Below are 21,277 nucleotides of genomic sequence, written 5' to 3' on the forward strand. Positions count from 1 at the left end.
CCCGCGAGCAGCGTGCTCGCGGGGCATCCGTCGTCTCGGGGCGATGCGGCGATCAGTGCCCGGCGCCGACACCGCTGAGCTCGTTCGGCACGTGCGGCAGCACGGCCGAGGCGACGACCTCCGCGCGGTCGAGGTCGACCACGTGCACGGTCGCGCGGTCGGGATCGGTGACGTAGGCACGGTGTCCCTCGACCCGCAGGGCGGGGCGGGGTTCCTGCCAGGCGGTCGGCTCGGTCCATGCGTCGACCACGGGGATGCGTGCGATCACGGTGCCCGCGACCGGATCGATGACGTGCACGGCGCCGTCGGTGCCGAGCACGAGCGCCTCGTCGTGCGGGCCGCGCGCGAGCGAGCGGAACGTGTAGCTCGTGCCGAGGTCGACGAGCCGGATCGAGCCGGCGACGGTGTCGACGAGGCTGACCCGGGTCGGCCGCTCGAGGTCGGCGTCGGGGTCGGACTTGTAGTCGCCGAGCACGATCGGCGACTCGGCGCTGCCGGCCTGGTTGCCGATGCGGCCGTACGTGTCGGGCGCGGCGACCTTCGCGAACGCGCCGTCGCGCCAGACGAGCACGCCGTCCTCGCAGCCGAGCACGACCACGCCGTCGGCGGCGACGGTCTCGCCGTGGACGCCGGGGCAGTCCTCGGCGCGGGCGAGTTCGTTCCCGTCGGCGTCGAGCACGTGCGCGCCCGTGCGGGACTCCTCGGTGCCGATCGTGGTGAGCAGCCCGCCGTCGGGCAGCGCGACGGCGACGCCGTGGTGCGCGGCCGCGCTCTCGTGGACCTCGGCGCCGAGGGCGTCGACGTCGGCCGGGGAGCGCCGCAGGCGCTCGGACTCGAAGTGCACCACGTCGCCCGTGCCGTCGGCGAAGAGCGCGGTGATCCCGCCGTTCACGGTGACGTGGCCGGGGTGCTCGGCGGGCACGGTCAGCGCGGTGAGCTCGGGGTCGACGGCGCGGTAGTGCGCGTGGTCGCCGTGCTCCTCGACGGTCACGCCGGTGTCGAGGAACCGGAAGGCGTCGTCGGTGGCGACGGCGACGCGGCGCCCGTCGCCGGCGGGGTGGAGTCGGAGGAACCCGTCGAGCGGCAGGTCGGCGACGACCTCGAGCGTGTCGCCCTCGAGCACGAGGAGGCCGCCGTCGTAGGCGGCGACGACGCGGGTCGCGGCGACCTCGCGTTCGGCGGGGGTCGACGGGTCGACGTCGGCGGCGGGCGCGGCGGCCGGGGCCGACGCGCAGCCCGCGAGCAGGGCGGCCGATGCGCCGAGCGCGAGCGCGCCGGCAGCGAGGCGCGGTGCGCGTCGGACGGCACGGCGGACGGGGGAGGCATGGATTCGTGTCATGCGGCGAGGCTACTCGATAATGAAAACCATTATCAACAAACGAGACGAGCGAGCGGCGGCCCCGGGGCGTCCGCCCTCAGTCGAACCCGAGGCTGAGCTTGCGCAGCAGGCCCGCGAGGCGCTTCTGCTCGGCCGCCGGCAGGCCCTGCAGCAGCAGGGCCTCGGCATCGACCAGCCGCGTGATCGCCGCATCGACCCGGGCGAGGCCCGGGGGCGTCATCTCGACGAGGATGCCCCGCCCGTCGCTCGGGTCGCCCTGGCGGCTGACCAGCTCGCGCGCCACGAGCCGGTCGATGCGGTTCGTCATCGTGCCGCTCGACACGAGCGTCTGCTGCAGCAGCGCCTTCGGCGAGAGCCGGTACGGGGTGCCCGCGCGGCGCAGCGCCGACAGCACGTCGAACTCCCAGGACTCCAGGCCCGACTGCGAGAACGCCTGCTTGCGCGCCCGGTCGAGGTGCTTCGAGAGCCGGTCGACTCGCGAGAACACCTGGAGCGGCGCGAAGTCGAGGTCGCCGCGCTCGCGCTCCCAGTCCTCGACGATGCGGTCCACCTCGTCGCTGTCGGTCATCCGCCCATCCTCCCATCCGCGCGGGCTCCGCGACGCGCGGCGAGCCAGATGCCCCATGGCAGACTTGAGGCGGCGCGGCGGGCCTCCCCAGCGGAGCATCCGGCCGCGCGGTCCGCCATGGTGTAACGGCAGCACGACAGCCTTTGGAGCTGTGAGGACCAGGTTCGAATCCTGGTGGCGGAGCATGACGGATCAGAACCTCGCCATCATCGTCCTCGCCGCCGGTCAGGGCACCCGCATGAAGTCGGCCCTGCCCAAGGTGCTGCACCCGCTCGCCGGCGCCCCGATCATCGCCCACGTCCTCGCCACCGCCCGCGCCCTCGACGCCGACCGGGTGCTCGCCGTCGTGCGCCACGAGCGCGACCTCGTCGCCGCGGCCGTCGAGGCGGAGCTGCCCGGCACGGTGATCGTCGACCAGGACGAGGTGCCCGGCACCGGCCGTGCCGTCGAGCAGGCCGTCGCCACGCTGCCCGCCGACTTCGACGGCGACGTGCTCGTGCTGAACGGCGACGTGCCGCTGCTCGACGCCGACACCCTCGCCGGGTTCCTCGCCCGCCACCGCGACGCCGGCGTCGCCGCGTCGGTGCTCTCGGCGCGCTTCGACGACCCCACCGGCTACGGCCGCATCGTGCGCGACGACGCCGGCGCGTTCGACCGCATCGTCGAGCAGAAGGACGCGAGCGACGCCGAGCGCCTCATCGACGAGGTGAACGCCGGCGTCTACGCCTTCGGCGCCGCCGCGCTCCGCGACCGCCTCGCCGCGCTCACGACCGCGAACGCGCAGGGCGAGAAGTACCTGACCGACCTGATCGAGCTGCTCCGGGCGGCCGGCAGCGAGGTCGACGCCGTGCCCGTGTCGGAGTCGTGGCTCGTGGCCGGCATCAACGACCGCGCGCAGCTCGCCGAGACGGCCGCCCGGCTGAACGCGCTCATCGTGCGCGGCTGGCAGCTCGCCGGCGTCACCATCGAGGACCCGGCCACCACGTGGATCGACCTCGCGGTGCGCATCGAGCCGGATGCCACGATCCGCCCCGGCACCCAGCTGAAGGGGGCGACGGTCGTCGAGGCGGGCGCCATCGTCGGCCCCGACACCACCCTCGTCGACTGCGAGGTCGGCCCGCGCGCCGAGGTGAAGCGCACCGACGGCACCCTCGCGGTCATCGGCGAGGGCGCCTCGGTCGGCCCGTTCTCGTACCTGCGCCCCGGCACCGTGCTCGACGCCGACGGCAAGATCGGCACGTTCGTCGAGACGAAGAACGCGCACATCGGCCGCGGCAGCAAGGTGCCGCACCTGTCGTACGTCGGCGACACCGAGGTCGGCGAGGGCTCGAACATCGGCGCCGGCTCGATCACCGCGAACTACGACGGCGTGAACAAGCACCGCACGCAGATCGGCTCGCACGTGCGCACCGGCTCGCACGGCGTCTTCGTGGCGCCCGTTAGGATTGGTGACGGCGCGTACACGGGCGCAGGCACGGTCGTCCGCAAGGACGTTCCCGCCGGTGCCCTCGCCGTGAACGTCGCGCCGCAACGCAACATCGAGGGGTGGGTGCTCGCCCATCGACCCGGCACGGCCGCCGCCGAGGCGGCCGGCGAGGCCGGATCGGGCGGCACCGACGCCGACTAGCGCGGGCTCGGGCCGGTGGGAAGGACAGCACACATGTCGGGCATGGAGACCACCGGATCGAGGCGACTCGTGCTCGTCTCGGGTCGCGCGCACCCGGAGCTGGCGCAGCACATCGCCGAGGAGCTCGAGATCGAGCTGGTGCCGACCGACGCACGCACCTTCGCGAACGGCGAGCTCTACGCCCGCTACGACGAGAGCGTGCGCGGTGCCGACGCGTTCGTCATCCAGTCGCACGCCGCTCCGATCAACGAGTGGCTCATGGAGCAGCTCATCATGGTCGACGCGCTGAAGCGGGCGTCCGCGAAGCGCATCACCGTCGTCGCCCCGTTCTACCCCTACGCCCGGCAGGACAAGAAGGGCCGCGGCCGCGAGCCGATCTCGGCCCGCCTCGTCGCCGACCTGTTCAAGGCCGCCGGCGCCGACCGCATCATGAGCGTCGACCTGCACGCCGCCCAGATCCAGGGCTTCTTCGACGGCCCGGTCGACCACCTGTTCGCGATGCCGGTGCTCCTCAAGGAGTTCAAGGAGACGGTCGACCCGTCGACCCTCACCGTCGTCTCGCCCGACATGGGCCGCGTGCGCGTCGCCGACGTTTGGAGCGACAAGCTCGGCGCGCCGCTCGCGATCATCCACAAGCGCCGCGACCCGCTGGTGCCCAACCAGGTCTCGGTGCACGAGATCGTCGGCGACGTGCACGGCCGCGTCTGCCTCCTCGTCGACGACCTCATCGACACCGGCCGCACCATCGTGAAGGCCGCCGAGGCGCTCAAGGCCGCCGGCGCGACCGGCGTCATCGTCGCCGCGACCCACGCCGTGTTCTCCCCGCCCGCGGTCGAGCTGCTGCAGTCCGACTTCATCGACCGCGTCGTCGTCACCGACACGCTCCCGGTGCCCGAGGAGAAGCGCTGGGACCGCCTCACCGTGCTCCCGATCGCGCCGCTGCTCGCACGCGCCATCAAGGAGATCTTCGAGGACGGCTCGGTGACGAGCATGTTCGACGGCGCGGCATGAGCATCTCGACGCCGCGCCCCTGGCTCGGCAGCTACGCCGACGGGGTGCCGGAGGAGATCGAGGCCCCCGAGGGCTCGCTCTACGACCTCATCCGCGGTTCGGTGGAGACCTACCCGAACCACGTCGCGCTCGAGTTCTTCGGCCGCGATACGACGTACGCCGAGCTCGGCGCCGAGATCGAGCGCGTCGCCGAGGGGCTGCGGCTGCTGGGCGTGCAGAAGGGCGACCCGGTCGCGATCGTGCTGCCGAACTGCCCGCAGCACATCGTCGCGTTCTACGCCGTGCTGCGCCTCGGCGCGATCGTCGTCGAGCACAACCCGGTGTACACGCCGCGCGAGCTCCGCCACCAGTTCGAGGACCACGGCGCCCGCGTCGCGATCGCGTGGGACAAGGTGGTCGGCACGATCCAGGCGTTCCCGAAGGACGTGCACGTCGAGACGATCGTCTCGGTCGACGTGACCCGCGCGATGCCGTTCGCGACCCGCGCGATGCTGCGCCTGCCGATCGCGAAGGCCCGCGAGTCGCGCGCCGCGCTCACCACGAAGGTGACCGGCACGACGCGCTGGGAAGACCTGACGCGCAGCGCGCCGATCGACGCGCACATCTTCGCGCCCGGCACCGACGACGTCGCACTGATCCAGTACACCTCGGGCACGACCGGCAACCCGAAGGGCGCGGTGCTCTCGCACGCGAACCTGCTGGCGAACGCCGCGCAGGCGCGGGCGTGGGTGCCGGCGGTGCCGCGCGGCACGAACGTGGTCTACGCCGTGCTGCCGATGTTCCACGCGTACGGGCTCACGCTGTGCCTCACCTTCGCGATGAGCATGGGCGGCCGGCTGGTGCTGTTCCCGAAGCCCGATCCCGAGCTGATCCTGAAGGTCGTGAAGAAGCGCCCGGCGACGTTCCTGCCGGCGGTGCCGCCGATCTACCAGCGGCTCACGGCCGCGGCGGATGCCTCGGGCGTCTCGCTGCAGGGCATCGAGATCGCCATCTCGGGCGCGATGCCGCTGTCGGCCGACGTCGTCGAGCCGTGGGAGGCGCGCTCGGGCGGGTACCTCGTCGAGGGCTACGGGCTCAGCGAGTGCTCCCCGGTGCTCATGGCGAACCCGGTCGCGCCGACCCGCAAGGCGGGCACGGTCGGCCTGCCGCTGCCGTCGACCGAGGTGCGTGTCGTCGACCCCGACGACCCGATGACGGATGTCGCGCCCGGAGCTCCCGGCGAGCTCGTCGTGCGCGGCCCGCAGGTGTTCGGCGGGTATTGGCGCAAGCCCGACGAGACCGACGCGGTCTTCGTCGACGACCCGGCGGGCGGCACGCGCTGGTTCCGCACGGGCGACATCGTGACGATCGACGAGGGCGGCTTCGTGCGCATCGTCGACCGCATCAAGGAGCTCATCATCACGGGCGGCTTCAACGTCTCGCCGAGCGAGGTGGAGGACGCGCTGCGCCGCCATCCCGACATCGACGACGTCGCCGTGGTGGGCCTGCCCGACGCGCACTCGGGCGAGCAGGTCGTGGCCGTCGTCGTGCCGCGCGCCGGCGCGACGTTCGACGCCGAGGCGATCCGCACGTTCGCCCGCGAGAGCCTCACGCCGTACAAGGTGCCGAAGCGCGTCGTGCAGGCGACCGAGCTGCCGAAGTCGCTCATCGGCAAGGTGCTGCGCCGCGAGGTGCGCAACGCGCTGATCAACGACCGGGCCTGAGCGGGCCGGGCGCATGGGCTTCCTCGCTCCCGACGCGGCCGCGGCGCTCGCGCGCCTCGCCGCGCTGGAGTCGGGCGAGGCCCCGGCGCCGGCCGACGGCCGCGCGGCGGCGCTCGACCGGGTGCGCGGCATCCGCGACCTGGTCGCCGCGCTGGAGCGCGACCCGGCCGTGCTCGCCGCGGTGCGCGACGCGGTCGCGGCCGGCGCGACCTGGGACGACGTGGCGGATGCGTCGGGCCTCAGCGCGTCGGCGGCGAAGTACCGCTGGGCGGGCGACGACGCCACGATCGGGGCGCGCCAGGAGGCCAGCCGGGCGCGCAAGCGCGAACGGCCGTCGAGCGTGCCGACCGACCTGCCGGGGGAGAGCGTCGCGGAGGCCGCGGCGCGGCTCGGGGTGACGCCCCAGGCGATCTACCAGCGCGTCACGCGCGGGCTGCTCGTGGCGCGCACGATCGAGCTGCCCGACGGGCGGAAGTACAAGCGCGTGTTCGCCGACGAGTCGGCGGCTCAGACGTCCTGACCGGGCGCCGGGAGCCGCGCGCCGGAGGGGATCAGCCCGAGGTTGGCGACGAGCCGCTCGTCGCCGGCGTATTCGGCGAAGCACATCCAGCCCGGGCCGCCGCGGCCGAAGAGGTCGAACGCGACCCGCGCGCCGGAGGCGCTCTGGTCGAACGCGGCGACGAACGCGGTGCAGGCGTTCACCGCCGCCGACCGGGCGACGCCGATCGCCGAGAGCACGAGCGGCAGCACCATCGCGGCGAGCGCCACGAGCACGACCACGCGGAGCATCCGCTGCCGCCGTGGACCGCGCACCGGGGCGGCGTCGTCGTCGCCCGCGAGTTCGGGATGCCAGTCGCTGGTCATGGGAGGCCCATGCTACCCCGGCCCGGCGAGCCGGGCGGAAACGGCCGCGGCCGCCCCGGGGATCCCGGGGCGGCCGCGGTCGGCGTGGGAGCGGGCTCAGTGCCAGCTCGGCTCCGTCTCGATCTCCGAGCGGTCGCCCGACCACAGCGTGTGGAACACGCCGTCCTTGTCGACGCGCTTGTAGGTGTGCGCGCCGAAGAAGTCGCGCTGGCCCTGCACGAGTGCGGCGGGCAGGCGGTCGGCGCGCAGGCCGTCGTAGTACGCGAGCGACGAGGCGAACGCCGGGGCCGGGATGCCGGTCTCGACCGAGCGCACGACGACGCGACGCCAGGCGGCCTGCGCGCGCGTGAACGCCTCGGCGAAGTACGGCGCCGAGAGCAGCAGCTCGAGGTCCGGGGTCTCGTCGTACGCGTCGGCGATGCGGTTGAGGAACTGCGCGCGGATGATGCATCCGCCGCGCCAGATCTTCGACACGGCGCCGAGGTCGATGTTCCAGTCGTACTCGACGGCGCCGGCGCGGATCGCGTCGAAGCCCTGCGAGTAGGCGACGATCTTCGAGGCGTAGAGCGCGAGGCGCACGTCCTCGATGAACGCGTCGACCTCGTCGGCGGGGATGCGGTCGGCCTCGTCGGGGCCGGTGAGGCCCTTGGCGACGGCCCGCTGCTCGGGGTGCGACGAGAGGCCGCGGGCGAAGACGGCCTCCGCGATGTTCGACACGGGCGTGCCGAGGCTGAGCGCGGTCTGCACGGTCCAGACGCCGGTGCCCTTCGAGCCGGCCTCGTCGACGATGACGTCGACGAGCGGGAGCCCGGTCGCGGCGTCGACCTGCTTGAGCACCTCGGCGGTGATCTCGATGAGGTACGACTCGAGCTCGCCCCTGTTCCACTCGGCGAAGACCTCGGCGATCTCGGCGGGCGTCTTGCCCGTGCCGCGGCGGATGAGGTCGTATGCCTCGGCGATGAGCTGCATGTCGGCGTACTCGATGCCGTTGTGGATCATCTTCACGAAGTGGCCGGCGCCGTCGTGGCCGACGTGCGTGACGCAGGGCTCGCCCTCGGCGATCGCGGCGATCGACTTCAGGATCGGGCCGAGGGTGACCCACGACTCGTCGGAGCCGCCGGGCATGATCGAGGGGCCGTTGAGCGCGCCCTCCTCGCCGCCGGAGATGCCTGCGCCGACGAAGTTGATGCCGGTCTCGCGCACGGCGCGCTCGCGGCGGATGGTGTCGGTGAACAGCGCGTTGCCGCCGTCGACGATGATGTCGCCGGGCTCGAAGCGGGCGGCGAGCTCGTCGATCACGGCGTCGGTGCCCTTGCCGGCCTGCACCATGATGATGGCGGTGCGGGGCTTGGCGAGCGAGGCGACGAACTCGTCGTAGGACTCGGCGGCGATGAAGCCGGCCTCGGGGTGCTCGGTGACGAGCGTGCGGGTGCGCTCGGGGGAGCGGTTGAAGACCGCCACCGTGTTGCCCTCGCGGCTGGCGAGGTTGCGGGCCAGGTTCGACCCCATCACGGCGAGGCCGACGACCCCGATGTTCGCTGCTGCCTGGCTTTCAGCCATGGTTCCTCCTCCGCCGCGGCCGCGGCGCCTTGGGTGTGGATTTCGCGTCCCAGCGTAGGCCCGCGGCGCAGGGCCGGTGCGGGGATCGGGGACGAACTCAGTGTAGCGAATAAATCATACGTATTCACGCGCGAGGCGATGCGGCCCGCGGCTGGCCGGTCCACGCGGCATCCAGCTCGCCGGTGGTTCGCCGCATGATGCGCTCCATCGACGCGCGCGCGAGGTCGGGCCGGTGATCGCGGATCGCCGCGGCGACCTCGAGGTGCAGCCGCAGCGTGTCCTCGTGCGGCTGCGCCGGCATCAGCCCGTGCTCGGTACGGCCGCGCAGCACCTCGCCGATCGCGTCGGCGAGGCTCGCGAACATCTCGTTGCCCGACGCGGCGAGCACGAGCGCGTGGAAGCGGATGTCGAGCTCGAGGAAGGCGACCGTGTCGCGCTCGCGGCCTGCGTCGGCCATGCGTTCCGCGGTCGCGAGCAGGTCGCCGGCGAGCGCCTCGGGCGCGTGGGCGGCGGCGAGCTCGGCCGCCGCGGGCTCGACGGCCGACCGGAGCTCGGTGAGCGATCGCAGCTGCGAACCGCGCCGGTCGGAGTCCAGTCGCCAGCGGATCACCGCGGGGTCGAAGACGTTCCAGTCGGCCTGCGGCCGGACCCGGATGCCGACCCGGCGCACGCTCTCCACGAGTCCGAGGGATTGCAGGACGCGCACCGCCTCGCGGACGACCGACCGGGAGACGCCGAGCTCGGACTCGACGTCGACGGCCATCATCGTGGCGCCCGCCCGGAGGTCGCCGGCCACGATGCGGCCGCCCAGCGAGTCCACGACCAGGTCGTGCAGGCGCGAGCTCATGGTTCGAGGATAGCCAGCGCGGTGCGGCGGCGGCCGCGGGGCATCCCGACGCTGCGCCCGGTGCGGCGCGACCCGCTCAGGCCGAGGCGCCCCGCTCGGCGACGAACCGGCGGGTGACCGCGATGTCGCGGTCGCCGAGGCCCGCCGCGACGAGCTCGTCGAATGCGGCGCGGAGCGCCGGGAGCAGCACGGGGTTCGTGCCGGTGGCGCGGGCCACCTCGTCGGCGAAGCGCAGGTCCTTGACCATGTACGAGGCCATGCCCGAGGGGGAGTCGTCGCCGGTGACGAGCTTCTCGCGGCGGCTGGCCAGCAGGTTGGAGCCGGCGTAGCCGCCGGCGAGCAGCGTCCACAGCGTGTCGAGGTCGATGCCCGAGCGCTCGGCGAGCACGGATGCCTCGCCCAGGGCGAGGATCGTGGCGGAGACGATCATCTGGTTGCAGGACTTCGCGACCTCGCCGGCGCCGAGCGGGCCGAGGTGCACGGGGGTGCCGCACGGGGCGAGGAGCGCGGCGGCGCGGGCCGCGTCGGCGTCGTCGCCGCCGAGCATGATCGACAGGGTGCCGGCGGTCGCGCCGTCGACGCCGCCCGAGACCGGGCAGTCGACGACCCGCACGCGGCCATCGGTGCGCTCGGCGAGCCGGGCCGCGAGGTCGCGCACGCCGGGGGCCGACGACGTGGAGCCGATCATGAGGAGCAGGTCGCCGGCATCGGCGAGGAGGCCGTCGGGCCCGTCGAGGAGCGCCTCGAGCTGGGGCAGGTCGGGCAGCATGACGAGCACGGCGTCGGCGCCGGCGGCGAGCTCGCGGGGCGTGGCCGCCCATTCGGCGCCGCCGAGGTCGTCGGGGCGGGTGCGGGAGTGGATGAGGACGCGGGCGCGCGCGCCCGCGAGGCGGTGGGCCATGGGGGCGCCCATCGCGCCGAGGCCGAGGACGCCGACGACCTCGTCGGCGCGGGTGGAAGCAGTGGACATGCCCACAGGCTACCAGTCATTCAACAGGTAGAACAGGATTCAACAGGTTGAACAATCGGGTACGATGGGAGGGCGGCGCCGCTCATGCCGCCTGGAGGGAGGGCCGGGATGGCCGACACCGAGAACCGACTTCGCGCCGTCGTGGCGGTGCCGCTCGCCGAGGAGCTGTGCCGACTCGTCGAGGAGCTCGAGCCCCGGCTCGAGGTCGTCCGCGACCACGCGCTGGAGAAGCCGATGCGCGGACCCGCCGACTGGTCGGGCGACCCCGCCCATGTGCGCACGCCCGTCGAACAGCTCGCGTTCGACCGCATGGTCGACTCGGCCGACGTGCTGTTCGGCATCCCCGACGTCGACCCCGCCGCCCTCGCCCGCACCGCCGCGGCGAACCCCCGCCTGCGCTGGGTCATGACGACGGCCGCCGGCGGCGGCGGCCAGGTGAAGGACGCCGGGCTCGACCGCGAGGCGCTCGACCGCATCGCCTTCACCACGAGTGCCGGCGTGCACGGCGGCCCGCTCGCCGAGTTCGCCGTCTTCGGCGTGCTCGCCGGCGCCAAGGGCCTGCCGCGCCTCCTCGACGACCAGCGCACCCGCACCTGGCCCGGTCGCTGGCAGATGCGCCAGCTCGACGAGCTCACCGTGCTCGTCGTCGGCCTCGGGGGCATCGGCGCCGAGTGCGCCCGCCGCTTCCATGCGCTCGGCGCGCGCGTCTGGGGCACCACCCGCACCGGCGAGCCCGTCGAGGGCGTCGACCGGCTCGTGCCGATCGAGGAGCTCGCCGAGGCCGTCGCCGACGTCGACGCGATCGTGGTCACCCTTCCGGGCACCGAGCACACGCACCACCTCGTCGGCGAACGCGTGCTCGCGAACGTCAGGCCCGGCGCCATCGTCGTCAACGTGGGCCGCGGTACGGTGGTCGACGAGGCGTCGCTGGTCGCGGCGCTCGACGACGGCCGGGTCGCCTTCGCGGCGCTCGACGTCTTCGAGGCCGAGCCCCTCTCGACGGACTCGCCGTTGTGGTCGCATCCCAACGTGCTCGTGAGCCCGCACACCGCGGCGCTGAACGACGCGGAGGAGGAGCGCATCGCCCGGCGGTTCGCCGAGAACGCCACCAGGTTCCTCGACGGGCGGCCGATGCGGGCCGTGGTGGACACCGTCGAGTTCTACTGACGCCGCGCCGGGCGCGGTCGGAGAGGAAGCGATGAGCGAGGCATCCGCAGACCGCCAGGGACGCGACCCCGCGCCGGCCGTCACCCGCAGCCTGGCGATCCTCGGCCTCCTGGCCGAGGCGCCGGGCCCGCTGACGCTCACCGAGATCGCGACCGCCCTCGGGCTCGCGAAGTCCTCGACCGCGAACCTCTGCCTCGCGCTCGAGGCCGCTCAGATGGTGCAGCGCGTGCCGCTCGGGTACCAGCTCGGGCGCCGCACGGTGGAGCTCGGCGGCGCGTTCGCCGCGCAGTTCAACCAGGTGCGCGAGTTCTACGGGGTCTGCGCGGCGTCGCCGGTGCTCGTGCACGAGGTGGTGCAGGTCGTCATGCTCGACGACCGCGACGCGCTCTACCTCGCCCGCCACGAGGGCTCCCGGAGCGTGCGCTTCGGCACGCCGCTCGGCTCGCGCCTGCCCGCCGCGCTGAGCGCGACGGGCAACGCGCTGCTCATGCCCATGGACGACGAGGAGATCACCGCGCTGCTCGCCGACGCGGTGCCGTTCCCGCACCTCACCGACCACAGCGTGCGCGACCTGCCGGGCCTGCTGGCCAAGCTCGCGGCCGCCCGCGAGCGCGGCTGGGCGCTCGACGACGAGGAGTCGTTCCCCGGCGTGGTCGGCGTCGCCGTGCCGCTCGAGGGCTGGTCGCCGAGCGACCCGCAGCTCGCGCTCGGCGTCGCGCTGCCCGTCGCCGAGGCGACGCCCGAGCGGGTGGACCGGGTCGCGGCCGCGCTCGCGGATGCCGCGGCGGCGCTCACGAACCCGCTGAGCGGGCGCACGACGAAGCGGTAGCGGGCGCGAGCGCGCGCCGCGGAGCGCACGGAGCGCACGGAGCGCGGCGCGGAGGATCGGAACGGCCGGGGCGGATGCCCCGGCCGTTCGTCGTCCCTGCCCGGACCCGCTCGCGCGGGACATCCGGAACGACCACCCGTCCAGATTCTGTTCACAATGTTGAACAACGTCCATCCTGTTGGTACTGTGGCCAGCACATCGGGACCCCTGAGCCGATCGAAGGAGATGGCAGTGACCCAGACCGACACCACCCGGACCCCGTCCACCGAGGATCCGGAGTACGCGGCGAACCTCAAGCGCGCGACCCTCGCGTCGAGCATCGGCAGCGCGCTCGAGTACTTCGACTTCGCGCTGTACGGCCTCTCGACGGCCCTGATCTTCAACGTCCTGTTCTTCCCGCAGGGCGATCCCGCGATGGCGACCGTCGCCGCGTTCGCCACCTACGGCGTCGGCTTCCTCGCCCGCCCCTTCGGCGGCCTGTTCTTCGGCCGGCTCGGCGACCGGGTCGGCCGCAAGGTCGTGCTCGTCGTCACGATCCTGCTCATGGGCGGCGCCTCGACCGCGATCGGCCTGCTGCCGACCTACGAGGCCATCGGCATCTGGGCGCCCATCCTGCTCGTCACCCTGCGCCTGCTCCAGGGCTTCGGCGCCGGCGCCGAGCAGGCCGGCTCGACCGTGCTCATGGCCGAGTACTCGCCCGTGCGCCGCCGCGGCTTCTTCTCGGCGCTGCCGTTCGTCGGCATCCAGGCCGGCACGCTGCTCGCCGCCGTCGTCTTCGGCCTCATCACGCTCCTGCCCGAGGACGCGCTGCTGTCGTGGGGCTGGCGCGTGCCGTTCCTCGCGTCGTTCGTGCTCATCCTCGTCGCCCTGTTCATCCGCGCCCGCCTCCGCGAGACGCCGACGTTCATCGAGCTCGAGAAGCACGAGCAGATCGCCGAGAAGCCCGTCAAGGAGATCTTCACCAAGGGCCTGCCCGGCGTCATCGTCGGCATCGGCCTGCGCATGGCCGAGAACGGCGGGTCGTACATGTTCCAGACCCTGGCGCTCGCGTTCTTCGTCGCGACCGTCGGCCAGGACGCCGACAAGAGCCTGCTCACCTGGGGCGTGACCCTCGGCTCCCTCATCGGCATCTTCTCGGTGCCGATCACCGGCGCCCTCTCCGACCGGTTCGGCCGTCGTGCGGTCTACCGCTTCGGCGCGGTGTTCATGCTCGTGTACTCGGTGCCCGCCTGGTGGCTGCTCTCGCTCGGCAACTACTGGATCGCCATCGGGACCGTCGCGATCGGCATCGGCGTCGCCGTCAACACCATGCTCGGCCCGCAGTGCGCCATGCTGCCGGAGCTGTTCGGCAACCGCCACCGCTACCTCGGCGTCGCCATGGCCCGCGAGCTCTCCGCGGTCATCGCCGGCGGCGTGGCGGGCGTGCTCGGCGCATACCTCATCGCCGTCAGCGACGGCAACTGGGTGCTGCTGGCCATCTACATGGCCGTGCTCGCGATCATCACGATCGCGTCGACGTTCCTCGTGCCCGAGACCCTCCGCCGCGACCTCATGCGCCTCGACGACGCCGTGAAGGTCTCCAGCACCGAGGCCGGCGACGACGTCGACGCGAACACGCTGTCGATCAAGGCCATCCAGTGGTGACGGGGGTCGCCGCGTTCGACCTGACCGGCCGGGTCGCGCTCGTGACCGGCTCGAGCCAGGGCATCGGGCGGGCGCTCGCCGAGGGGCTCGCGGCCGCCGGGGCGACGGTCGTCGTCCACGGCCGCGACGCCGCCAAGGCCGAGCGGGCCGCCGCGGAGATCGCGGCGGCCACCGGCGCCGACGTGCGCAGCACCACCTTCGACGTCGCCTCCGCGGCGGCCGTCGACGAGGGCATCGGATGGCTCGAGCGCGAGCTCGGCACCCCCGACATCGTCGTGAACAACGCCGGCGTCCAGCGCCGCGCGCCGATCGCCGAGTTCGCCGACGCCGACTGGGACGACCTCGTGCAGACGAACCTCGCGAGCGTGTTCCACGTCGCCCGCCGGGTCGCTCCGGGCATGATCGCCCGAGGCTCGGGCAAGCTCATCCAGGTCGGCAGCGTGCAGTCGCAGCTCGCCCGCCCGTCGATCGCCCCGTACGCGGCGACCAAGGGTGCGGTGGCGATGTTCACCAAGGGGCTCTGCGCCGACCTGGCGCCGCACGGCGTGCAGGCCAACGCGATCGCCCCGGGCTACTTCGCCACCGAGCTCACCCGGGCCCTCGTCGACGACGAGCAGTTCTCGTCGTGGGTGCGCGGCCGCACGCCGGCCGGGCGCTGGGGCGACGTGCAGGACCTCGTCGGCACGCTCGTGTTCCTGGCGAGCAGCGCGAGCGACTTCGTGAACGGCCAGACGATCTACGTCGACGGCGGCATGACGGCGGTGGTCTGATGTGGATCGCACGCTTCCTCGACGCGGCCGGCGCGGTGGTGCACGCGCGCCTCGCCGACGACGGCCGCTGGATCGCCGTCGACGACCCGTACCTCGCGTTCGCGGCCGGGCACGAGCCGGCGGATGCCCCGGGCGGAGCATCCGCCCCGCTCGTCGGCGAGCCGCTCGCGCCGGCCGCGCCGCTCGTGGTCGTCGGCATCGCGCAGAACGGACCCGGGCACCCGTCGCCCGTGCAGGCGTGGCTGAAGAGCCCGCGCACGGTCGTCGCGTCGGGGGAGCGGGTGACGCTCCGCCGCGACGCCGGCACGGCGGTCGCGGAGGGCGAGGTGGCCGTGGTCATCGGCCGCGACACCGACGGGCTGACCGCCGCGAACGCGCACGAGTACGTGCTCGGCGTCACCGCGGTGAACGACCTGTCGAGCCCCGACCGCACCGCCGTCGACCCGCGCAACTTCGAGACGAAGGGCGGCGAGGGCTACACGCCGCTCGGCCCCTGGATCGACACCGACGCCGACCTCGACGACGTGGCGCTCGCGCTCCGCGTCGACGGGCGGCCCGTCGCCGAGGCCGGCAGCCGCACGCTGCCGGTGCCGATCCGCGAGTGCCTCGCGTACGTCGCGGGCTGGCTCCGGCTCGGTCCGGGCGACGTGATCATGACCGGGGCGCCGATCGCGCAGTCGCCGATCGCGCCGGGCACGGTCGTCGAGGTCGAGGTCGCCGGCATGCGACTGGTCACCCCGACGGCGTGACCGGTCGGGCCCGCACGGCGAACGAGCCGCAGCAGCACGGATCCGGCCGCGGGCCGGGAGGAGAGGAACGGATGGGCAACATCGGCGTCGTCGCGCACGCGGCGGGCGACCTGCGGGTCGAGGAGCTGGGCGAGCCGCGCCCGGCCGCCGACGAGGCGATCGTCGAGATCGCCTACGGCGGGGTGTGCGGCTCGGACCTGCACTACTGGCGGCACGGCGCGGCCGGGGCATCCGTGCTCCGCGAGCCGCTCGTGCTCGGCCACGAGGTCGCCGGCACGGTGCTCGCACCCGCGGCCGACGGCAGCGGACCGGCCGCCGGAACGCGCGTGGCGGTGCACCCGCTCACCGCGCACGGCGACGGCGCCACCCCGTGGCCGGCGTCGCGGCCGAACCTCGCCCCCGCGTCGACCTACCTCGGCTCGGCCATGCACCTGCCGCACACGCAGGGCGGCTTCGCCCGCCGGGTCGCGCTGCCCGCCCGCATGCTGCACGCCCTGCCCGACGGCCTCTCGTTCGAGCGCGCGGCGCTCGCTGAGCCCGCCGCCGTCGCCTGGCACGGCCTCGAGCGGGCCGGCGCCGTGCGCGGCAAGCGGGTCGCCGTGATCGGCGCCGGCCCGATCGGCCAGCTCGTCATCGCGGTCGCCCGCCACCACGGCGCCGCCGAGGTGGCCGCCACCGACCTGCACGACCTGCCCCGCCGGCTCGCCGAGCGGAACGGCGCGAGGGCGATCGACGCGACCGACGCCGAGGCGATCGCCGCCCTGCACGCCGACGTCGTGGTCGAGTCCAGCGGCACCGTGCCCGGCCTCGCGAGCGCGATCCAGGCCGCCGGGCGGGGCGGCACGGTCGTGCTGCTCGGGCTCCAGAAGGCGGGCGACGTGCCCGCCGCGCTCGCCACGGCGATCACGCGCGAGCTCGCGCTCGTCGGCTCGTTCCGGTTCGCGGGGGAGTTCGACGCCGTGCTCGACGCGCTCGCCGACGGCTCGCTCGCCGTCGACGGGATCGTCACCGACGTGCTGCCGGCCGATCGCGCCGAGGAGGCGTTCGAGGTCGCCGCCGACGCGTCGCGGTCGTCGAAGGTGCTGCTCGACTTCGGGGCGGCGGCGTGAGCACCGAGGCCATGGCCGGAGCCGCAGGCGCTGCCGGAGCCGCGCCCGCGGCCCGCCTCGAGGTCCCGCTCATCGTCATGGGGGTCTCCGGCTCCGGCAAGTCCACGATCGGCGCCGCGCTCGCGGCCGCGTTCGGCGTGCCGTTCCACGACGCCGACGACCTGCACCCCGCCGCGAACAAGGCCAAGATGGCGGCGGGGCATCCGCTCGACGACGACGATCGCGGCCCGTGGCTCGCGACCGTCGCCGCCCTCATCGGCGACGAGCTGGCCGCCGGGCGGCCCGTCGTCGTCGCCTGCTCGGCGCTGAAGCGCCGCTACCGCGACCGGCTCGTGGCCGACGCCCCCGGCACGGTGTTCGTGCACCTCGCCGGCGGGCGCGACCTCATCGCCGACCGGCAGGCCGGCCGCACGCACGAGTACATGCCGGCGAGCCTGCTCGACTCCCAGTTCGAGGCGTTCGAGCCGCTGGAGCCCGACGAGCGCGGGATCGTCGTCGACATCGGCCTCCGTCCGGAGGCGCTCGTCGACGACGTGCGGCACCGCCTCGCACCGCCGGTCGCGCACCGCTGAGGCGAGCCGGCCGCGGTCCGGCCCGGATGCGAGCCCGTCGGGGGAGTGGAGCCCGCCGGCGGCCTCGCACCCGGGCCGGAACCTCGTCCCCAGCGGGCTCGCAGCCCATCCGGTAGACTCGGGGTTTCGAGAACTTCGGCGAGGGATGCCTCACCGCCGGCCCGTCCGGCAGGGGCATCCGTGATCGACGCGGTGGAAGCGAGCTTCACGGCTGTTCCTCACGCGCATGCGTTCGAGTTGAAGACAGACACCCATCTGGGCCGAGAGCCCGCAAGGAGATCCATCATGGACGAAGACAACAAGATCCAGACCGAGGTCCGCGAGTCCTTCGGCAAGGGCGCCGCGCGCAAGCTCCGCGCCGCCGGCAAGATCCCCGCCGTCGTGTACGGCCACGGCACCGAGCCGGTGCACGTGACCCTCCCGGCTCACGAGACCGGCCTGCTCATCCGCAAGGCGAACGCCGTGCTCGACCTGCAGATCGCGGGCAAGAGCCAGCTCGCGCTCGTCAAGGACGTGCAGAAGGACCCGGTGCACCAGATCATCGAGCACCTCGACCTCATCGTCGTGAAGCGCGGCGAGAAGGTCCAGGTCGAGGTTCCGGTGCACGTCGAGGGCGAGACCGCTCCCGGCACCATCGCCGACCTCGACGCGCACACCCTGTCGCTCGAGGTCGAGGCGACCCACATCCCCGAGAACCTCGTCGTGTCGGTCGAGGGCCTCGAGGAGGGCACCCAGCTCCACGCGAAGGACGTCGTCCTGCCCAAGGGCGCGACCCTCGTGAGCGACCCCGAGTCGCTCGTCGTCAACGTGCACGCCCCGCAGAAGGTCGACCTCGGCGAGGAGGCCACCGAGGCCGCTGCCGAGGCCGAGGCCGAGGCGCCCGCTGCCGAGGAGGCCGCCGCCGAGTAATCTCGCGCAGCAGCGTCCGGGCCCGTGCCCGGTGGGATGGCCGCATCAGCAGCCGCCCCGCCGGGTGCGGGCCCTTCGTCGTCTCCGGGCGGGGCGCCGGCCGGGGCGCGCGTCAGGCGTCGAACAGCGCCGCCGCGGCCGCCTGGTCGACGAAGCGGACGACCCCCTCGAGCGCCCCCTCCGCGAGCGCGACGAGGCGTTCGGGCGGCGGGCCGTCGGCGTGCGCGGCGTCGACGAGGAGCTGCTCGACGAAGGCGATCCACGCGCGGATCGCGGTGCGCAGCTCGGACGAGGCCGTCACCTCGCGCTCGGCGAGGAGGGCCACCACGCGGGCCGCCTGCGCCTTGCGCGCCTGCTCGACGACCTCGCGGATCGCCGGGTCGCCGCTGGCCGTGCCGCGGACGAGCGAGACGAACGTGCCGCGGTGGTCGCGCACGAACCCCACCGTGCGCAGCAGCGTGTCGTGCAGCCGGTCGAGCGGCGGCAGGTCGGGGCGCGGCTCCGTCGCCCGCAGCATGCTGTCGCGCGCGGTGCGCACGATCTCGCGCTGGAAGCCCTGCTTCGACTCGAAGTAGTGGAACAGCAGCCCGCGGGAGACGCCGGCCTCGGCCGCGAGGCCCGCGAGGTCGATCTCCTGCAGCGGATGCTCCGCCAGGGCGGCGACGCCGAGCGCGACGAGCTGGGCGCGCCGCTCGTCCGGGGAGAGGCGGGCGCGACGCGCGGTCGGCGGCTCGTCGGGGGCGGCGGGCATGGGGCGAGCCTAGCGGGGCGGTGCCGCGGAACAATCGCCGAAGTTCTTGCTGACTGAGGGTCAACAGTTATTGACCAAGGGTCAACAGGATGCCTACACTCGCTCCTCGGGCGGCGAAGGCGCTGCCCGCCGCGGCGTCCGCCGCACGCTTCTGTCGCATCAAGGAGGATCCATGAAGCTGAAGTCCCTCACCGGCTCCCGGGCGGGGCGGGTGGCGCTCGCCGCCGTCCCGGTCGGCATCGCCGCGAGCCTGCTCCTGGGCGGGGTCGCCCAGGGCGCCGTGCCCGTCTCGTTCGCCGTCTCGGGCAAGGCCTTCAAGATCTCGGCCGACGAGCTCTCGGGCTCGGGGTTCTCGCAGTACGCGGGCGTCGCGCTCACCACGGCCGGCATGAAGGGCGACGCCAAGGGGCAGACCCCGGTCGCGATCTCGAACATCACCGACGCCACGCTGAAGAACCTCTGCCAGTCGGTCGACGTGCTCGGCCCGATCGGCCTGCGCATCGAGGCGGGCCAGGGCGAGAAGGTCGTGACCGCGCACGACCTCCAGATCGCGATGTCCGACCTCAAGGGCGACGCGACGTTCACGAACATCCGCATCGGCCTCGACGCCTCGACGGTCAAGGGCCTGCACACCGGCACCGCCGGCGAGTTCGCCCAGGACGCCGACGGCGTGAAGATCACCGGCCTCCAGCAGACGTCGTACAGCACGACGGCGGGCACCTTCAACCTCGCCGGCCTGCACCTCGCGGTCGTCACCGACGGCACGGCCTCCTGCTTCTAGGAGGCCCGGCGGTCGCGCGGGCGGGAGTCCGCCCGCGCGACCGCGTTGCCGCCCCGCCGCCCGCGATGCCCCGATCCACCACGACGAAGGAGTCCTGACGATGGATGCCCACCCCGACGCCCTCGTGTCGCCGTTCGACGCGCCGACCGATCCGCCCACCAGAGGCCGCCGGCGCCGCGACCTCGCGATCGTCGACGGTCCGGCCTCCCGGGCGGCGGTGACGGATGCCCCGGACTCACCGGATGCCCCGGCGGACGACGTCCGCGCCGGGTCGTCGGGGGCCTTCGCCACCTGGTTCCGCTCGCGGCCGGCCATCGGCGGGCTCATCACGATCGTCGGCGGCCTCGCGATGTTCTTCTCCTCGCAGCTCCAGCTCGGCGGCATGACCGTGCACGTCGGCATCGAGGGCGCGCAGGCGATGATCCTGCCCGCGGTGCTCGTGGTCTGCGGCGCGCTGGCGATCTTCTCGCCCGCCCAGCACGTGTTCTACGGCATCGTCGCCCTGATCATCTCGGTGTACTCGCTCGTCGGCGTGAACCTCGGCGGCTTCTTCGTCGGCTTCCTGCTCGGGTCGATCGGCGGCGTCGTCGTCGCTTCGTGGCGCCGGCGCGAGCCGGCGGCCGAGCTTGTCGAGGCGGCCGAGCCGGCCGAGCTGCCGGCCGAGGCATCCGTCGAGGCGCCCGTCGCGCCCGCTCCCGTCGCGGACCGCGCGTGAGGGCGCGCACCCGCCGCGCCGCGACCGCGGCCCTCGCCGCGGCCATCCTCGTGTTCGGCGGCGGCACCGCCCACGCGACCGCGCTCCGCACCGAGCTCGGCTGCACCACGGGCGGCTTCCTCGCGTTCTGGGACGCGGAGCCGTGCCCCGGCGAGGACGACCCGGCCGGCGCCGCCGACGACCCGTCGGGCACCGACCCCGGCGCGACCGCCCCGCCCGCGAGCGGCGAGCCCGGCACCGCCGAACCGGGCGCCGCCGACCCCGGCGCGACGCCCGGCACGACCGCACCGACCACGCCGTCGGAGTCCGGCTCGGCCGGCGGCGCCACCCCGCCCGCCGCCCCCGTGCCCGACGCCCCGGCCGACCCCGCCGGAATGGTCTTCACGGCGCACCCCGCGACGCTCACCGCGAGCACGCTCGCGATCGGGGGCCTGCACGCGATCGAGGTCGTCACCGTCGACCTCGCCGACGGCACCACCGCCCGAGCGCTCAAGATCACCGCCGATCGCGTCGTCATCGACGGGTTCGGGCTCGACGTGCCCACCGGCGACGGCGGCCTCGGCACGACGGCGACCACCCTGACCGTCGACGGGCACGTCACCATCTGGACGCCGTCGATCACCGCGATCCTCGAGGACGGCGTCGAGCACGTCATCGACACGCTGTCGGCGCCCGATCCCGCCGCCCTCGGGCGACTCGCGCAGCTCCGGCTGCCGCTGCTCGGCCTCGTCGCCGACTCGGTCGCCTACACCGGCACCGACCAGTCGACCTACACGGGCTGACGCGGGCTGA

The 21,277-nt window shown here is 74.0% G+C and carries 22 protein-coding genes and 1 tRNA gene; 16 read left to right on the forward strand and 7 right to left on the reverse strand.

From position 1 onward, the window contains the following. Positions 1 to 52: 52 nt before the first annotated feature. The gene (gene aztD, locus ACGGZK_RS09880; protein WP_395242494.1) at positions 53 to 1,339 is read right to left on the reverse strand and encodes a zinc metallochaperone AztD; all 1,287 of its coding nucleotides are present in this window, start codon (positions 1,337 to 1,339) and stop codon (positions 53 to 55) included. Between the two features lie 76 nt (positions 1,340 to 1,415). Beyond that, the gene (locus ACGGZK_RS09885) at positions 1,416 to 1,907 is read right to left on the reverse strand and encodes a MarR family winged helix-turn-helix transcriptional regulator (RefSeq protein ID WP_395242495.1); all 492 of its coding nucleotides are present in this window, start codon (positions 1,905 to 1,907) and stop codon (positions 1,416 to 1,418) included. A gap of 111 nt (positions 1,908 to 2,018) precedes the next feature. On the opposite strand from ACGGZK_RS09885, the gene ACGGZK_RS09890 reads away from it, so the two are divergent. From ACGGZK_RS09890 to ACGGZK_RS09910, 5 genes are all read left to right on the forward strand, one after another. Further along, positions 2,019 to 2,090, forward strand: a tRNA-Gln gene (locus ACGGZK_RS09890). 1 nt (position 2,091) lies between these two features. Beyond that, a complete protein-coding gene (gene glmU, locus ACGGZK_RS09895) occupies positions 2,092 to 3,534 on the forward strand; it encodes a bifunctional UDP-N-acetylglucosamine diphosphorylase/glucosamine-1-phosphate N-acetyltransferase GlmU (protein WP_395242496.1) in 1,443 nt (480 codons plus the stop codon). A 33-nt stretch (positions 3,535 to 3,567) separates the two neighbouring features. Then, complete coding sequence (locus ACGGZK_RS09900) at positions 3,568 to 4,545, forward strand: ribose-phosphate diphosphokinase (RefSeq protein ID WP_395242497.1); 978 nt, start codon at positions 3,568 to 3,570, stop codon at positions 4,543 to 4,545. Next, positions 4,542 to 6,248, forward strand: a complete 1,707-nt coding sequence (locus ACGGZK_RS09905) for a long-chain-fatty-acid--CoA ligase (protein ID WP_395242498.1) — start codon at positions 4,542 to 4,544, stop codon at positions 6,246 to 6,248. Before ACGGZK_RS09900 ends, ACGGZK_RS09905 begins: the two co-directional genes overlap by 4 nt. A 13-nt stretch (positions 6,249 to 6,261) precedes the next feature. Further along, positions 6,262 to 6,768 carry a hypothetical protein gene (locus ACGGZK_RS09910; protein WP_395242499.1) on the forward strand — a complete coding sequence of 169 codons (507 nt, stop codon included), beginning with the start codon at positions 6,262 to 6,264 and terminating at the stop codon, positions 6,766 to 6,768. On the opposite strand, the gene ACGGZK_RS09915 is transcribed toward ACGGZK_RS09910, so the two are convergent. The 4 genes from ACGGZK_RS09915 to ACGGZK_RS09930 form a co-directional block, all read right to left on the reverse strand. After that, the gene (locus ACGGZK_RS09915) at positions 6,756 to 7,112 is read right to left on the reverse strand and encodes a hypothetical protein (protein WP_395242500.1); all 357 of its coding nucleotides are present in this window, start codon (positions 7,110 to 7,112) and stop codon (positions 6,756 to 6,758) included. The genes ACGGZK_RS09910 and ACGGZK_RS09915 overlap by 13 nt on opposite strands. A 96-nt stretch (positions 7,113 to 7,208) precedes the next feature. Further along, entirely contained in the window at positions 7,209 to 8,672 is a 1,464-nt protein-coding gene (gene gndA, locus ACGGZK_RS09920; protein ID WP_395242501.1) for an NADP-dependent phosphogluconate dehydrogenase, read from the reverse strand. Positions 8,673 to 8,796: 124 nt separating this feature from the next. Next, complete coding sequence (locus ACGGZK_RS09925; protein ID WP_395242502.1) at positions 8,797 to 9,519, reverse strand: FadR/GntR family transcriptional regulator; 723 nt, start codon at positions 9,517 to 9,519, stop codon at positions 8,797 to 8,799. Positions 9,520 to 9,595: 76 nt separating this feature from the next. Then, entirely contained in the window at positions 9,596 to 10,489 is an 894-nt protein-coding gene (locus ACGGZK_RS09930) for an NAD(P)-dependent oxidoreductase (protein WP_395242503.1), read from the reverse strand. Positions 10,490 to 10,597: 108 nt separating this feature from the next. Here ACGGZK_RS09930 and ACGGZK_RS09935 point away from each other — a divergent pair, with 108 nt between their 5' ends. The 8 genes from ACGGZK_RS09935 (at position 10,598) to ACGGZK_RS09970 (ending at position 18,238) form a co-directional block, all read left to right on the forward strand. Continuing rightward, positions 10,598 to 11,656 (forward strand): D-2-hydroxyacid dehydrogenase, encoded by a 1,059-nt coding sequence (locus tag ACGGZK_RS09935; protein WP_395242504.1) that lies wholly within the window; start codon positions 10,598 to 10,600, stop codon positions 11,654 to 11,656. Between the two features lie 31 nt (positions 11,657 to 11,687). Then, positions 11,688 to 12,485, forward strand: a complete 798-nt coding sequence (locus ACGGZK_RS09940; RefSeq protein WP_395242505.1) for an IclR family transcriptional regulator — start codon at positions 11,688 to 11,690, stop codon at positions 12,483 to 12,485. A gap of 225 nt (positions 12,486 to 12,710) precedes the next feature. After that, positions 12,711 to 14,129 carry an MFS transporter gene (locus tag ACGGZK_RS09945; protein ID WP_395242506.1) on the forward strand — a complete coding sequence of 473 codons (1,419 nt, stop codon included), beginning with the start codon at positions 12,711 to 12,713 and terminating at the stop codon, positions 14,127 to 14,129. Next, positions 14,126 to 14,899 carry an SDR family oxidoreductase gene (locus tag ACGGZK_RS09950; protein ID WP_395242507.1) on the forward strand — a complete coding sequence of 258 codons (774 nt, stop codon included), beginning with the start codon at positions 14,126 to 14,128 and terminating at the stop codon, positions 14,897 to 14,899. The genes ACGGZK_RS09945 and ACGGZK_RS09950 overlap by 4 nt, the downstream gene beginning before the upstream one ends. Next, positions 14,899 to 15,648 carry a fumarylacetoacetate hydrolase family protein gene (locus ACGGZK_RS09955; protein WP_395242508.1) on the forward strand — a complete coding sequence of 250 codons (750 nt, stop codon included), beginning with the start codon at positions 14,899 to 14,901 and terminating at the stop codon, positions 15,646 to 15,648. The genes ACGGZK_RS09950 and ACGGZK_RS09955 overlap by 1 nt, the downstream gene beginning before the upstream one ends. 71 nt (positions 15,649 to 15,719) lie before the next feature. Beyond that, complete coding sequence (locus ACGGZK_RS09960) at positions 15,720 to 16,757, forward strand: zinc-binding dehydrogenase (RefSeq protein ID WP_395242509.1); 1,038 nt, start codon at positions 15,720 to 15,722, stop codon at positions 16,755 to 16,757. After that, entirely contained in the window at positions 16,754 to 17,329 is a 576-nt protein-coding gene (locus ACGGZK_RS09965; RefSeq protein ID WP_395242510.1) for a gluconokinase, read from the forward strand. Before ACGGZK_RS09960 ends, ACGGZK_RS09965 begins: the two co-directional genes overlap by 4 nt. Positions 17,330 to 17,614: 285 nt before the next feature. Then, positions 17,615 to 18,238 carry a 50S ribosomal protein L25/general stress protein Ctc gene (locus ACGGZK_RS09970; RefSeq protein WP_395242511.1) on the forward strand — a complete coding sequence of 208 codons (624 nt, stop codon included), beginning with the start codon at positions 17,615 to 17,617 and terminating at the stop codon, positions 18,236 to 18,238. Between the two features lie 112 nt (positions 18,239 to 18,350). Here ACGGZK_RS09970 and ACGGZK_RS09975 read toward each other — a convergent pair whose 3' ends face one another. Continuing rightward, positions 18,351 to 18,989, reverse strand: a complete 639-nt coding sequence (locus tag ACGGZK_RS09975) for a TetR/AcrR family transcriptional regulator (protein WP_395242512.1) — start codon at positions 18,987 to 18,989, stop codon at positions 18,351 to 18,353. A gap of 172 nt (positions 18,990 to 19,161) precedes the next feature. On the opposite strand from ACGGZK_RS09975, the gene ACGGZK_RS09980 reads away from it, so the two are divergent. From ACGGZK_RS09980 to ACGGZK_RS09990, 3 genes are all read left to right on the forward strand, one after another. Beyond that, positions 19,162 to 19,770, forward strand: a complete 609-nt coding sequence (locus ACGGZK_RS09980; protein WP_395242513.1) for a DUF6230 family protein — start codon at positions 19,162 to 19,164, stop codon at positions 19,768 to 19,770. A 100-nt stretch (positions 19,771 to 19,870) separates the two neighbouring features. Further along, positions 19,871 to 20,485 carry a DUF6114 domain-containing protein gene (locus tag ACGGZK_RS09985; protein WP_395242514.1) on the forward strand — a complete coding sequence of 205 codons (615 nt, stop codon included), beginning with the start codon at positions 19,871 to 19,873 and terminating at the stop codon, positions 20,483 to 20,485. After that, positions 20,482 to 21,267: a hypothetical protein gene (locus ACGGZK_RS09990; protein WP_395242515.1), complete on the forward strand. Its 786-nt coding sequence runs from the start codon at positions 20,482 to 20,484 to the stop codon at positions 21,265 to 21,267. Before ACGGZK_RS09985 ends, ACGGZK_RS09990 begins: the two co-directional genes overlap by 4 nt. Positions 21,268 to 21,277: the final 10 nt, after the last annotated feature.

Source organism: Agromyces sp. MMS24-K17 (genome assembly GCF_043950245.1).
Classification (GTDB): domain Bacteria; phylum Actinomycetota; class Actinomycetes; order Actinomycetales; family Microbacteriaceae; genus Agromyces.